14 protein-coding genes and 1 tRNA gene are annotated in these 13735 nt (G+C 34.6%); 7 read left to right on the forward strand and 8 right to left on the reverse strand.

Annotated features, from left to right (window positions below):
* Positions 1 to 186: 186 nt before the first annotated feature.
* Together ABEG63_RS10580 and ABEG63_RS10585 are read right to left on the reverse strand one after the other, a co-directional pair.
* A complete protein-coding gene (locus ABEG63_RS10580; RefSeq protein ID WP_346584624.1) occupies positions 187 to 1212 on the reverse strand; it encodes a phytase in 1026 nt (341 codons plus the stop codon).
* A 44-nt stretch (positions 1213 to 1256) separates the two neighbouring features.
* Positions 1257 to 4067, reverse strand: coding sequence for a TonB-dependent receptor (locus ABEG63_RS10585; protein WP_346584626.1), 2811 nt, complete (start codon positions 4065 to 4067; stop codon positions 1257 to 1259).
* Positions 4068 to 4322: 255 nt separating this feature from the next.
* Here ABEG63_RS10585 and ABEG63_RS10590 point away from each other — a divergent pair, with 255 nt between their 5' ends.
* A complete protein-coding gene (locus ABEG63_RS10590) occupies positions 4323 to 6119 on the forward strand; it encodes a hypothetical protein (protein ID WP_346584627.1) in 1797 nt (598 codons plus the stop codon).
* Between the two features lie 67 nt (positions 6120 to 6186).
* On the opposite strand, the gene ABEG63_RS10595 is transcribed toward ABEG63_RS10590, so the two are convergent.
* A complete protein-coding gene (locus ABEG63_RS10595; RefSeq protein ID WP_346584628.1) occupies positions 6187 to 6360 on the reverse strand; it encodes a DUF4236 domain-containing protein in 174 nt (57 codons plus the stop codon).
* Between the two features lie 139 nt (positions 6361 to 6499).
* Between ABEG63_RS10595 and ABEG63_RS10600 the strand changes: the two genes are divergently transcribed.
* The 6 genes from ABEG63_RS10600 (at position 6500) to ABEG63_RS10625 (ending at position 10071) form a co-directional block, all read left to right on the forward strand.
* Complete coding sequence (locus ABEG63_RS10600; RefSeq protein ID WP_346584629.1) at positions 6500 to 6958, forward strand: hypothetical protein; 459 nt, start codon at positions 6500 to 6502, stop codon at positions 6956 to 6958.
* Between the two features lie 132 nt (positions 6959 to 7090).
* Positions 7091 to 8359, forward strand: coding sequence for a DUF4041 domain-containing protein (locus tag ABEG63_RS10605; RefSeq protein WP_346584630.1), 1269 nt, complete (start codon positions 7091 to 7093; stop codon positions 8357 to 8359).
* A gap of 147 nt (positions 8360 to 8506) precedes the next feature.
* Positions 8507 to 8594: transfer RNA gene (locus ABEG63_RS10610), tRNA-Ser, on the forward strand.
* A gap of 250 nt (positions 8595 to 8844) precedes the next feature.
* The gene (locus ABEG63_RS10615; protein WP_346584631.1) at positions 8845 to 9264 is read left to right on the forward strand and encodes an Arm DNA-binding domain-containing protein; all 420 of its coding nucleotides are present in this window, start codon (positions 8845 to 8847) and stop codon (positions 9262 to 9264) included.
* Entirely contained in the window at positions 9261 to 9527 is a 267-nt protein-coding gene (locus ABEG63_RS10620; protein ID WP_346584632.1) for a phage integrase SAM-like domain-containing protein, read from the forward strand. Before ABEG63_RS10615 ends, ABEG63_RS10620 begins: the two co-directional genes overlap by 4 nt.
* A 40-nt stretch (positions 9528 to 9567) precedes the next feature.
* A complete protein-coding gene (locus ABEG63_RS10625; protein WP_346584633.1) occupies positions 9568 to 10071 on the forward strand; it encodes a site-specific integrase in 504 nt (167 codons plus the stop codon).
* A gap of 294 nt (positions 10072 to 10365) precedes the next feature.
* Here the strand turns inward: ABEG63_RS10625 and arsB are convergent, their stop codons facing one another.
* The 5 genes from arsB to ABEG63_RS10650 all read right to left on the reverse strand — a co-directional run bounded on the left by arsB (position 10366) and on the right by ABEG63_RS10650 (position 13409).
* On the reverse strand, positions 10366 to 11394 hold the full coding sequence (gene arsB, locus ABEG63_RS10630) for an ACR3 family arsenite efflux transporter (protein WP_346584635.1): 1029 nt from the start codon (positions 11392 to 11394) through the stop codon (positions 10366 to 10368).
* A 4-nt stretch (positions 11395 to 11398) separates the two neighbouring features.
* Positions 11399 to 12010 (reverse strand): protein-tyrosine-phosphatase, encoded by a 612-nt coding sequence (locus ABEG63_RS10635; protein ID WP_267406538.1) that lies wholly within the window; start codon positions 12008 to 12010, stop codon positions 11399 to 11401.
* 119 nt (positions 12011 to 12129) lie between these two features.
* On the reverse strand, positions 12130 to 12528 hold the full coding sequence (locus ABEG63_RS10640) for an N-acetyltransferase family protein (RefSeq protein ID WP_346584636.1): 399 nt from the start codon (positions 12526 to 12528) through the stop codon (positions 12130 to 12132).
* Positions 12529 to 12543: 15 nt separating this feature from the next.
* Positions 12544 to 13008, reverse strand: coding sequence for a DUF6428 family protein (locus ABEG63_RS10645; protein ID WP_346584638.1), 465 nt, complete (start codon positions 13006 to 13008; stop codon positions 12544 to 12546).
* Between the two features lie 71 nt (positions 13009 to 13079).
* Entirely contained in the window at positions 13080 to 13409 is a 330-nt protein-coding gene (locus ABEG63_RS10650) for a metalloregulator ArsR/SmtB family transcription factor (protein WP_267406542.1), read from the reverse strand.
* Between the last annotated feature and the right edge of the window lie 326 nt (positions 13410 to 13735).

Below are 13735 nucleotides of genomic sequence, written 5' to 3' on the forward strand. Positions count from 1 at the left end.
ATTATTAAAAGTTAATATAATTTAATAGAGTTTAGCATAATAACTGATCTTGATTTGATTTTGATGGAAGGAAAATTAAAGTTTAATGCTGATCTGTCAATTTAGATTGTTTCAAAATAAAAACCATTGCAAATCAATAAGATTACAATGGTTTTCACAATTTGTTAGTGTGAATTTTACTTTAAACTACTTCATATGTGCTTTAATTTTTTCTTCCACGTTTCTCCAGTCATAGATATGAAAAACACGACCGTTGCTCATCGCTACAAAAATACCTTTCGGATATTTGGAGCCTAAATTCACATTCGTAACTTCTGAACCATCACTTTCCTTTGTAGAAACAGGAATTTCGGCGATCATTCCTTTCGACGGATTTTCTCTTAAATATACATTAAAAGTATCTTTCTGCTGATTGGAAACTAAAATATAACCCGTATTCGACGAAGTAGGATAAATGGAAATTCCTTCCACATCAGATTTAAAATCTCCTTTTCCGAAAACGGCTAATTCTTCATTTCCTTTTGCCGGGTCCGCGTAATATTGGTGAACACCAAACTGTTCATCAGAATAATAGATATAACCCATTTCATCATCAACAGCAATACTTTCAATCTCTTTCAAACCGCTATATTTTCCGAATTTTCTTACAACTTCACCGGTTATTTTTCCGTCTTTTTCAACTAATTTATATTGCCAAAGATAGCCGTCACTTGGTCCTGATTTTCTTCCGGCAATCACAAAAATTTCTTCAGTCTGTGGATTTTTATAGATTGAAATTCCCATTGGTCCTCGTTCGGTTTCGCCGTCAAAAACAGAAAATTCTCCCACTTCTTTTAAATCAGGAAGAGAATATAGTTTTACTTTATTGGTTTCTCTTTCGGTAACGGCTGCAAAATCGATTTTCTTACCGTTTAAAGTAAATCCGTATTCAAGATCTACATTGTTCGGACGTTTTAATCCTACTACTTTATTAATGATTTTTCCATCCAGATCAAAAGCGTACAAACCACCGTCGGTATCTTTATCTGTCCCAATGATGATACTTTTAGAAGCATCCTGAGGATTGATCCAGATCGCGGGATCATCTGTATCATGAACCACCGTTTCAGTGATCGCACTTGGTTTTAATTTTTTTCCTAACTGGCTTTGTCCGGTACAGTTTAAGACAAACGGTAAAACGGATAGCGCGATAATATAATTGACTTTTTTCATTTAAATTTTTCTAATTGCAGATGACAAAGGATGATATTTTTTAATTAAAAATCAAATTTCACACCCATAGTAAATCTTGGTCTGTAATATTCAGCCTGTGCAGTTCTGCTTTGGATTCCCTGATAATATCTTAACGGCTGATTGGTTAAATTATTCGCTTCAGCAAAAACTCTCAACTGACTTGTAATTTTGTAGGAAGCATTGGCATCCAGGAAAATCTGTTTGTCATAATAACGGTCTTCAAAAGCATTTCCACCCAATTCATCGATATAATGAGACGCATAATTCATGGAAACTCTTGCTGAAAAACGCTTGTTTTCCCACGAAAGCGACCCGTTGAACATATGTGGCGCAGCGCCCGGCAGTCCAACATCTGTTCTTTCATCACCGTCTTCATTGGTAATTCCTTTGGCTTTAGATTTTGTATAAGTATAGTTTATATACACTCCCAAACCTTTCCAAAACGCTCCAGGAATAAAGTCTAGCTGTCTTTGCAATGCCACTTCAAAACCATAGATATCTACATTATCTCCATTTCTCTGTTGGGTAAATCTCCAGTTGTTTTGTCCAGCCGGGATAGGATTGGATTGTCCTGCAAAATCATTCGCAAAATCGTTTGCAGAATAGTTTCTTTTCGTATAAGTATAAATAAAATTGTTTAGGTTTTTATAGAAAAGACCTCCCGAAAGAATTCCGACTGATTTGAAATATTTCTCCGCCATAAAATCCAAATTGTAAGCGTAAGTAGCTTTCAGATTCGGGTTTCCGGCTGCGATGGTTTCATCACCTGAAATTACATTTAAATAAGGAACCAGCGAATAATAGTTAGGTCGTGCTAGAGCCGTTGTGAAAGCGGCACGAAGCACTAAATCCTGCATCGGAACATATTTGAAAGATAAATTAGGAAGCACGTTGGTGTACGTGTTCGTATTAGAGATTTTTCCCACTAAATCTTCTTCATCCATCACATAATTTCCGGTATAATCAATTTTTGTGGTTTCAACACGCGCTCCCAGAATCATGGATAATTTATCGTTAAAATCCTGATCCCATCGGATATATCCTGCGTAAATATTCTCTTTTGCGCTGTAATTACTGGAAAGGAATTCTTCAGGTCTCAATTCTCCATTGAATAAATTGGGGTTAAATAAATCCAAACCTCCCATGTAAGCAGGATCTACGAAAGTTCCCGGAACATAATTTCCTGCCTGAAAATTGTTTCCGTTTAAATTAACGGTCGGTACAGAAAGTAAGCTTCCCATATCATTAATAGCCTCAAAAGCATAATAATCATTTACTCTTTCTTTTTCCTTTAAACGAAGTCGTCCTCCCACACGAATTCTACCTTTCTGATTCTGAATTACAGAAAACGGAAAACGTAAATTCACTTTAGCTCCAAATTCTTTTTCCTGAGTGAAATCGTTTGCATCAGAAAGATCACTTAACGAATAATTTCCAAGATTATCTGCTCCGATGGTTGAGATCATCGGTCTGTAAGAATCACTGAAATCGGTGTTGAATTTCAATCCATCACTTTCAAATTCAATATAACGCTGATGCGGTTTTTTCTCGCTTGCCATGGCGTAGTTCATCGACCAGTCCAAATCTATTTTTGAACCTAAAACGTGCTCTCCACGCAATGCGTAATTCTGAACTTTTTGTCTTTCAAGACGAGAATTGTCATTATTGAAATCTCCACCTTTATTTTGTCTCGTCATGCTTCCTTTCCAACCTGTGATCTCCGTTTCGTCATCATTATAAGTTGGTTTGATTTTATAACCTAAAGCATAACGGTTTTCTCGATCGGTTCTGAAATTATACATCGCCGAAGCATAGATCTTGTTTTTAGAATTGAATTCATAATCAAGATTAAGATCAAAACTATGTCGGATACGCTGAACATCATAATAACGTATCCCCATTTTGCTCACATAAGCCGTTTGTGCAGCATCATTGGCAAGGCTCCAGGTGGGTTCAATATTATCAGATCCAAAATTGTTGTTATTATAAGAAAAACTGAAAACTGCACCCAATTTTTTGTTTAAAAAACGGTCACCATACACCAATCCGGCAGTATAGTTTCCTTTTTCACGAATCGGGTTGTAACCTCCGGCTAAAGTTGCAGAAATTCTTTGCCCGTTCGGAGAAGCCCTTGTAATAAGGTTTACAGAACCTCCGATCGCATCGGCATCCATATCGGGAGTTAAGGTTTTATTCACTTCAATGGTAGAAATCATATCAGAAGGGATCAAATCCATCTGAACATTTCTGTTGTCCCCTTCAGCAGACGGAATTCTGTCGCCGTTCAGCGTTACAGAATTTAAATTAGGGGCCAAACCTCTGATAATTAAATTTCTCGCTTCACCTTGGTCGTTCTGAATGGTAATTCCGGGAACACGCTTCAAAGCATCACCGATATTGGCATCCGGAAAACGGCCGACTTGGTCAGAAGAAATCACATTCGTGATATTGGCATTGTTTTTCTGTTTGTTTAAAGCTCTTGCCTGGTTTTTCAGCGTTCCGCCACTTACCACAACTTCCTGAATGGTTGTCTCTTTTTTAGCAAAAACAATATTCTGTTTTGTATTTTTATCAGATTCTACAGTTACGTTGTATTCATGCGCTCCGTAGCCTAAATAATCCACTTTCATGGTATAAGTTCCGGCAGGCACATTCAGGAAAATAAAATTTCCGTGTTCGTCTGATGTGGTGTAAATATTCCCCGGTGTCAGGGCGATTTTGGCTCCGGGCAATGCGATTTTAGAATCATCATTAATATTCCCTGAAACTGTACCACTCTGCGCATAAAAATAAATAGAAGCACACAATAAAACAGAAGTTAAAATTTTCTTCACTTTTCTTTCTTTAGATTTAAATTCTGGCAAAATTAAACGGTAGTTTAGAAAATCCTTTGAATATAAGATTAAGGTTGTTTTAACGAATTGTTAATAGAATTAATGGTTTTGAAAGATTTTGCGGATGATTTTTTACCTGATTTGTAGAAATATTTTTATTATTTAATGCATAATTGATTTAAATCCAATACTTTTGCGGCAGTGAATTAGTTGATGGGAATTTAGAGGTAAATAATTGATTTAATTAATATAAAAATGATCAAAAAACCTTTGCACAATTTCCATATTCCCGTAATGGGATTAGCGTATACGATAGATAGTCCTATTCGTGTGGCACAATACGGAATATCTTCCGTAGTTTCTATAATTGATGATGAGATTATAGAAAAAATGAAAAATTTTTACAGTAAGAAGTTTAATCTGAATTACTTAAGTATTTCAACAAAGATAGACGACTACCGCGCCAAGAGAATTACCGATTATCTTGATATGGTAGATGATATCGTGAATGAAAAATTTGAGGCATTTAAAGAAGAGATTTCCAAAAACAGAACGGCTCTGAAAAGCTTCATGGAAATGCTTCCCAATACTTCAGAGCTGAAAGACGGTTTGCAGAATTTTCTGAACCGGAACGAACTGGCTTCTACCATTAAAAATTTCATCGAAACCCATCTTTCTCCGGGAAGTATTGATGTTAATATCATGACGAAAGTGGACAAGGACAATTTTAAAGATAAACAGCAATTGCCTGTAATCTATAATGATGCCCATGCTTCTTTACGCGGTTTTGCGAACAGTAAATTATCTTCTTCCATGGTACTTTCTGCAGGAATGAATCCTCGATTATACAGTTATATCGAAGAATTTGATGATTTTTTTCCCAATGAAAATGGTCAGCTGAAAAAGAAAATTATTCTTAAAGTCAGTGATTTTCGTTCTGCGATGATTCAGGGAAATTTTTTAGCCAAAAAAGGACTCTGGGTTTCAGAATACAGAATTGAATCTGGCTTAAATTGTGGCGGGCATGCTTTTGCGACAGAAGGTCTGCTTTTAGGACCGATTATGGAAGAGTTTAAGCAAAAGAAGAATGAACTTATCGATTCAGCACACCAATTGATGATAAAAGCTTTAGAACAAAAAGGAAAATTTACTATTTCTGAGCCGTTGGAAATGAAAATTACCGTTCAGGGCGGCGTAGGGACATCGGAAGAACATGATTTTCTTTTGCAGCATTACAATGTTGACAGTATCGGTTGGGGTTCCCCGTTTTTACTTGTTCCTGAAGCGACTTCGGTGGATTCTGAAACGCGAAATTTGCTTTTACAATCTAAAGAAAAAGATTTTTATCTGAGTAATCTTTCACCGCTGGGTGTTCCTTTTAATACCGTTAAAGGTACATCCAATGAAATCATAAGAAAGAAAAAAGAAAAGAAAAACCGTTACGGAAGTTCTTGCCCGAAAAAATTACTGGCACTGAGTAAAGAATATTCTTCGGAAGGAATTTGCATCGCTTCTAAAAAGTTTCAGGATATTAAATTTACTGAATTGGAAACGGAAAAACAGCAGCTGAATGAGATTGAATATCAAAACAGAAAAGAAAATATAGCTGAAAAAGCCTGTCTGTGTGTAGGTTTGGTCAATTCTGCCTATATTGAAAATAATCTTGAAATAAGAGGTGAAAAACAGGGCGTCGTGATTTGTCCGGGACCTAATCTTGCTTTTTTTGATCAGGAAGTTTCGCTTTCCAAAATGGTTCAGCATATTTACGGAAATGATGATATTTTAGGGGATAAAAATCGTCCGAATATGTTTATCAATGAGCTTAAAATGTATGTGGAACATTTGAAGAAAGAGCTCAATGACTTCACCGGAAATGTAACCAAGACCCAAATAAAAAAATGGAATACTTTTAAGCAAAACCTTTTGCTGGGCGTAGAATATTATGAAAACCTGTTTAAAGAAACTTATTTTTTCAGGAAGGATATTTATTTAATGAATCAGCTTTCGGAATATAGATTGAAGATTTTGGAAGTTGAGATTCCTAAAATTTAAATGATAAATGTTATAATCCTTGTCAATGTTCCAAACTTTGACAAGGATTTTTCCAATTAAATTTAAACTAAAATAATTTTTTCAGAATTTTAAAAACGGATCCGCCATTTACTCTCGTTCCCGAAGAGCTAAAATTCACACTTGCGCCACGTTTACCAATCGCTGTGGAAATTCCTCGTTTACTGATATTCAAATGAACTCCATAGATTATCTTGATTCTTTTTCTATAGCTCCAGCCCATGATGATTTTTTTTTGTTTTTATAATGACAAAATTATTAGAGTTGGATTGTAACTCATTACGGTTTCACGTAAAGAATTGAAATGATTTTTAACTAATATTGCTCATCAATTTAAAGTTTAAAACTATTTAGATTATACCATGGAAATATTACTCATTATTATTTTGATTGGCGTTGTTTTCTTTTTTGTTGCCAAATCAAATAAATTAAAGAAAGAATTGCTTCAAAAAGATGCTCAGATCACCAGTTTAAATGTCGAGATCGGTCAGCTCAGATCCGAAATTTTTAGATTTGAATCAGATACAAGATCGTTGAATGATAGGAATAAAAGTTTAAAAACTGAAGTAGCGAATCTTCAGGTTGAGAGAAGAAGTTTAGACGCTAAAATTAGACAGATTCAAACGACTAATGATACTTTAGAATCTGATAAAAAATTACTTCATGAAAAAAATCAAAGTCTAAAAACAGAAGTGACAAATCTTAAAATTGAAAGAAGAGATTTGGATATTAAGATTTTAAAAGTTCAGACCAATAATGACGCTTTAAAGAAATATCAGGATATCATTGATGTAAAAGTGGAGTGTGACTATCTTTTGTAGAAAGCAGAAAAAGACAGTCGAAAATTAATTGAAAGAACACAGCAGGATCTTATTGATGCTCAAAATGAAGCGAAAGAATCCCGAAGAGCAACCAAAGAATACAATGAAAAGAAGAACCGTGAAATCGCTTTGTTGTTTGAAAATGCAGTAAACGAAGCGAAACGTATTGTTGAAACCGCAGAGTTAAAAGCCGAGTCTATTGGTGGTGATGCTTATCGAAGTTTGAGAGAAGCCGATCAGATTGAAAACAGAATTCAGGCCATGAAAAATGTAATCAAAGGATATGGAAATGAATATTTGGTTCCAACATATACTTTATTGGATGATTTAGCCCGTGATTACAGTCATAAAGAAGCGGGTGAAACATTGAAAAAACTTCGCGAAAATAATAAAAAGATGATCATTTCCCGACAGGCCGGAATCTGTGAATATATGGATGAGGAAAGAAGAAATACAGCCATCGATTTTGTGATTGATGCTTACAACGGAAAAGTAGATTCAATTATGGCATCGGTGAAAAAGGATAATTTCGGAATTTTAAAACAGAAAATAAATGATGCTTTTGAATTGGTGAATTTTAACGGATTAGCATTTAGAAAAGCAAGAATTTCCGAGGTTTATCATCACGCAAGATTGGAAGAACTAAAGTGGGCATGTATTATTCAGGAATTAAAATCTCAGGAACAGGAAGAGCAGCGCCAGATCCGTGAGCAGATTCGCGAAGAAGAGAGAGCCCGTAGAGATTACGAAAAGGCAATGAAAGAAGCCGAAAAAGAAGAGCTAACGTTGAAAAAACTGATTGAAAAAGCAGAATCACAAGTGGCGAGGGCAAATGAAGAACAGAAATTGCTTTTCCAGCAAAAACTTGATGAATTGCAGCAGAAATTAGAATTGGCGGAAGAGAAAAACCAAAGAGCGATTTCTATGGCGCAGCAAACCCGAACGGGAAATGTGTATATTATTTCGAATATTGGCTCTTTTGGCGAAGATGTGTATAAAATTGGGATGACGAGAAGGCTGGAACCGATGGATCGTGTTCGTGAATTGGGTGACGCGAGTGTGCCTTTTGAGTTTGATGTTCATGCGATGATCTATTCCGAAGATGCTCCGGCACTGGAAAAACAGCTGCACCGAAAGTTTCTTAAAAATCAGCTGAATAAAATTAATCCAAGAAAAGAATTCTTCAGATTAAGCATCAGTGATATTAAAAATTATGTTGAATCCATCGGGGTAGCATGTAAATGGACGTTAGCTGCGGAAGCAAAACAGTTCCGTGAAACGAAAAAACTAGAAGATGAGATGAAAAATAACCGCCAGCTAGAAGCCGACTGGGAGCATTATCAGGAAGAAATTGATCCTGTAATTTATGAAGATGCCGAAATAGAAGAAGTGGAAATATAATTCACAGAAAAATATATTAATTTTATCCTGCTGAATTTTAGAATTATACCGATTTTTCTCAATGTTTATCGAAAAAATATTTGGTCAGTATTAAAAATGTTTCTATATTTGCACCACTAAAAACAACGATATAATCGGAGTTTCAAAGGAGAGTTGGCAGAGTGGTCGATTGCGGCAGTCTTGAAAACTGTTGACTGTAACAGGTCCGGGGGTTCGAATCCCTCACTCTCCGCCAGTTGGGAAACCAAAATAAGCTAAGACGCTGTAAACATTGATGTTTACAGCATTTTTTGTTTGAGCACAGTATAAAAAAAAATAAAATAGGTCACTATTTATATGTCCTATTTCGTGTCCCATTCAAAAAAACACAAAAATGGGTCACGAAAAATCAGGGAAAGCCCTACCAATAGGGAGTCTAACGATTGAACATCTTGCAAAAAGTGGTAACAAAAAGTAAATTATTAAACAATTAAAGTTATCACACAATGAACAAAACATTCAACCTGTTATTCTTTATAAAAAAGAATAAAATCAGAACAAACGGAACTGCTCCTATCTACTTAAGAATTACGATAGACGGCAAGGCTGCAGAGATTGCAGCTAAAAGGTATATCGATCCAAAGAAATGGGATAATAAATCACAGAAAGCCGTAGGTAATAGTCAAGAAGCCAAAACACTGAATCTCTATCTTAAGACTTTGGAACAGAAAGTTTATGATTTCCACTACCTGATGCTCAAAGAAGAAGACTTCGTAACAGCAGAGAGTTTAAAATCTAAACTACTTGGAACTGATGTTACCACAAGAATGCTCATTCCTATTTTTCAGGATCACAATGATAAAGTTGAAGCATTAATAGGTCAGGATTTGCTCCAGGTACATTGGAACGATACAAAACTTCCTTGAAACACACGCAGGAATTTCTAAATTGGAAATATAAAATTTCAGACATTGATATTACAAAGATCGATCACGCTTTTATTATGGATTACGATTTCTGGCTTCGTAGTGAGCGAAAATGCGCTAATAATACTGCAATAAAATATATCAAGAATTTCAAAAAGATTATGCGGCTATGTATGGCAAACGGTTGGCTATCAAAAGATCCTTTTCTGGGCTACAAAGCGAAGATTAAAGAAGTAGAACGTCCCCTATCTTACAAAGGATGAAATTCAGGCGATTTATGATAAGGAATTTGCATCAGATAGATTGAGTCAAGTACGTGATATTTTCCTTTTCAGTTGTTATACTGGTTTAGCTTATGTTGATGTGAAAAAATTATCTAAATCTCATATTAATTTCGGAATAGATGGCGACAAATGGATATTTACAAATCGCCAGAAAACCAATACTTCAACAAGAGTTCCGTTATTACCGCTAGCACAAGAACTGATTTTAAAATATGAAGAACATCCTGAATGTGTAAATTTAAAGGTCTTGTTTCCTGTTCTTAGTAATCAGAAAATGAACTCCTATCTCAAAGAAATTGCCAATGTTTGTGGGATTAACAAAGAATTGACATTTCACATTGCAAGGCACACTTTTGGGACGACAGTTACATTGTCTAATGGCGTTCCGATAGAGAGTATAAGCAAAATGTTAGGTCATATGAACATAAAAACTACTCAACATTATGCTAAGATTTTAGATAAGAAGGTGAGTGATGATATGTCGATTCTAAAAAGCAAACTTGGAGAGAAATGTGACAACTAATGTAAGATTTCATAATTATGATAATTACAATCCCATCTCATAATCAAGATGGGATTATCTTTTAATATTTTATCAAATTGGATTTTTATAGTCCTGCCAAGGGACGTTGACGTATGTCTATACAAACACTTTTGTAGATGATTTAATTCGTTTGAGCCAAATTAAACAAGAATTGTCTACCGTCAATTTACCATTCAATTTCTGATAGTTATTTTTTTTGCAATATAATTTTTAACATTCTAAACAAATGAAGTTGGCATAGCTTGGCTTTTGTCTACTTCGATTGTCTTAATATTAGTAGTATTTTTTCTTAAGCCACAAACTAGTTTTCACTAACAAGATAAGCACAGGAACTTCCACCAATGGTCCGATAACACCTACGAAAGCTTGTGGAGAGTGAATGCCAAAAACTGCTATTGCTACTGCTATCGCCAATTCGAAATTATTGCCAGTAGCAGTAAATGCGATTGAAGCATTTTTATCATAGGGTATGTTTAAAGATTTGTTGATAAAGAAGCTGACAAAAAACATTAATACAAAATAAATAACCAACGGTATGGCAACTTTTATCACATCCATTGGCAATTCTAATATTTTATCTCCTTTCAAACTAAACATTATTACTATGGTAAATAGTAAAGCATATAATGTGATGGGCGATATTCTTGGAACAAACTTTCTGTTATACCATTCTGTACCTTTTGATTTGATAAGAAAGTAACGACTTAGGAAGCCTGCCAGAAATGGAATACCTAAATAAATCAACACACTTTCTGTAACATCTTTCATTGATACAGTTACATTGAAGTTGGCTAAACCTAATTTGCTTGGCAATATATTGATGAAAAGCCAAACTAAAAAACTGTAGGAAACAACTTGGAAAATACTGTTCAATGCAACCAACATAGCGGTATATTCTCTGTTTGCTTTTGCTAAATCACTCCAAACAATGACCATTGCAATACATCTCGCCAAGCCTATCAGTATCAATCCTGTCATATAATCGGGTTCATTTCGTAAGAACAAAACAGCTAATCCAAACATCAGCATCGTACCAACAAACCAATTGAGAAATAACGAAAGACCTATTACTTTTTTATCTTTGAAAGCTTGAGGTAATAATGAATAATCAACTTTTGCCAAAGGAGGGTACATCATCAAAATCAAACCTATTGCCAATGGAATATTTGTCGTTCCTACTGACATTGCATTTGTGATTTGTGAAATTGCAGGAAAGAAATATCCTAAGCCTATACCTGTTGCCATTGCAAGGAATATCCATAAGGTAAGATAGCGGTCAATAAATTTTAGTTTTGGTTGCATAAAACTACTTTTTAATCTTAGAGAAAACGTAGAACATTTCAGAAGCTATCTGCAAACTTCTGTCTGCATATACTTGTGACTGCTGTGATGTATTATCAGAGATTTTAGGGTCTTCAAATGTGATAGGGATTCTTTTCTCTGCTCCAGCGATTAAAGGGCAGCCTCCGTCTGCTTGAGAACAGGTCATAATTGCAACAAACCCAGCTGTTGGATTGAACACGCTATCATACTTTTTTGAAAATCCAATTACAGGTAACGAATCATCGTTGTACTTAATAGAATATACAGGGTTATTTCCATGTGCAATTTTGAAGATATTAAAGCCTTGATTAATCAGCGTCTCAGCCACTTTTGGAAATAATGCTGTTTCTTCTGTACCTCCCGAATAACAATGTACGTTTGGAATATTAAAATAGGCAGCTCCAGCTTGCGCCCAGATTTGTGATAGATGGCTTCTACGCGAGTTATGTGTACAAATGAAATTGATATTAATATCTTTTCCTTCATCCATTTTTTGCTGTACAAAATCAATTAATGGTTGCAATGTGATTTTTCTTTCCTCGCTGATGTTTTGATAATGCAATTGTTCAATAGTATTTGTTAATTCTGAATACATAATTGTTGTTTAAGTTTTATTGATTATTAATCTATTCCGATATTTTTGCTTCTACTTTCCATAAGGACGTTATCTTTCCAAACCCCATTTTTCTTACCTATCTTTTCTCGGTAGCCAACCTATCGAAATCCGCATTTCTCGTGCAACGTGATACTGCTTTCATTTTCAGCGAATATACCAGACTGCAAAGTCCATATCCCGTTTTCTTCGCTTTGTTGAATTAATTCTGTCAACAAGGTTTTCCCAATTCCTTTACCTCGCTCGTCTTGTGCAATATAAATACTTACCTCTGCAACACCAGCATAAACACATCTACTTGAAACTGGTGTCAAAGACGCCCAGCCAATCATCTTGTCATTATCATAAATGCTGATTCTACAAAAAGCGAGATGTCCTTTATCCCATTCCTCCCATTGTGGGGAATCATTCTGAAAAGTGGCTATGTTGGTCGCCAATCCTTGATTGTAGATTTCTATTACTTCCGAAAAGTTGTCATTGGTTATAGGTTTGATTTCCATAATGCAGTCTTTTTTTTAGCAACAACCTGACTTGGGAGTACAGCACGAAGTATTCAAATCAGATGGTTCTACAGTTTGATTTTCTGCTGGAATTCCGCAAGCTTCATTTGCCAGACAAGCAGTTTGTTTATTTTTCAGAACAAAATTATTTTCGTTAAAATCCAAATCATATTTGCCAATGGTCTCGCTTTGATATTCAACTTCTATATCTGAATCTTCGATTCCCAGTTTGTCTTCGCACAGAGAGATGATGTCTAAGAGTTTGGTAGGTTTCAATCTATGTTCAAAGTCGTTCGAATCCCACAATTGGAAATTGACAACCTTTTCATTTCTTGTATTGCCACCGCAGTCTATAAAATTCTTTGTGATAACCCCTATTTCTGTAACGTGGAAATGCTCAGGGATAAATTTTCCATTCTCTAACTGAAATTCTACATTGTTCAGTGTAGGTAAGATTGCTTTGATTTTTGATAGTTTCATAATAATTAATATTGATGTTATTTAATTTGTATATTGCAATATTACGATGATAGAAATTATAAAAAAAGTTGTTAGCAACATTGCCCAACTTTTACATCTTGTTCAAAAAATTGATTGAACAATCCCTGAACCTCTTTCCATTTTTTATCTTCGATACAATAGCAAACAGATTTTCCCTCGATAGTACCTTGAATAATCCCGATACTTTTCAATTCTTTCAAATGTTGAGAGATAGTGGCCTGTGCTAGTCCAAGTTCATCCACTAAGTCATTACAGATACAAGCTTTCTGATTAATGATGTATTGGAGGATTGCAATTCTTGCAGGATGTGCCAAAACTTTAAAGAGAGAGGCCAGGTTATTTTGCTCATCTGTAAATATTTCTGTTTTAGTAAGTCCCATATATGATATTTTTATATTGCAATATTACGATATAAATTTTAAATAACCATATTTAATGTTTACTTTAATATTTGAAAAACTAAATTTACTAAAACATTAAAAAAGATTAATCTGGATTATTCTGGTATAAAAAATGGCTTATATTACATCCATTTAGGCGTTTGTGAACTTAACAAGACTCTATTAAAACCATTTATTAGAAGATATAAATAATATTTTGAAAGTATTAACTAACATTTAAGTTATAAAAATGAAATCAGACAATTGTCTGCGTATAATAGTTTTCTGATAAAGAAAAAAATACTATGATATTTTTTCTCATTAAA

This window comes from Chryseobacterium sp. C39-AII1, assembly GCF_039672645.1.
Taxonomy (GTDB): domain Bacteria; phylum Bacteroidota; class Bacteroidia; order Flavobacteriales; family Weeksellaceae; genus Chryseobacterium.

Excerpts from the sequence above, each read along its gene's own strand:
- ABEG63_RS10580 (WP_346584624.1), bottom strand. The coding sequence starts at position 1,212 with ATGAAAAAAGTCAATTATATTATCGCGCTATCCGTTTTACCGTTTGTC.
- ABEG63_RS10590 (WP_346584627.1), top strand. The coding sequence starts at position 4,323 with ATGATCAAAAAACCTTTGCACAATTTCCATATTCCCGTAATGGGATTA.
- ABEG63_RS10595 (WP_346584628.1), bottom strand. The coding sequence starts at position 6,360 with ATGGGCTGGAGCTATAGAAAAAGAATCAAGATAATCTATGGAGTTCAT.
- ABEG63_RS10600 (WP_346584629.1), top strand. The coding sequence starts at position 6,500 with ATGGAAATATTACTCATTATTATTTTGATTGGCGTTGTTTTCTTTTTT.
- ABEG63_RS10615 (WP_346584631.1), top strand. The coding sequence starts at position 8,845 with ATGAACAAAACATTCAACCTGTTATTCTTTATAAAAAAGAATAAAATC.
- arsB (WP_346584635.1), bottom strand. The coding sequence starts at position 11,394 with ATGCAACCAAAACTAAAATTTATTGACCGCTATCTTACCTTATGGATA.
- ABEG63_RS10635 (WP_267406538.1), bottom strand. The coding sequence starts at position 12,010 with ATGTATTCAGAATTAACAAATACTATTGAACAATTGCATTATCAAAAC.
- ABEG63_RS10640 (WP_346584636.1), bottom strand. The coding sequence starts at position 12,528 with ATGGAAATCAAACCTATAACCAATGACAACTTTTCGGAAGTAATAGAA.
- ABEG63_RS10645 (WP_346584638.1), bottom strand. The coding sequence starts at position 13,008 with ATGAAACTATCAAAAATCAAAGCAATCTTACCTACACTGAACAATGTA.
- ABEG63_RS10650 (WP_267406542.1), bottom strand. The coding sequence starts at position 13,409 with ATGGGACTTACTAAAACAGAAATATTTACAGATGAGCAAAATAACCTG.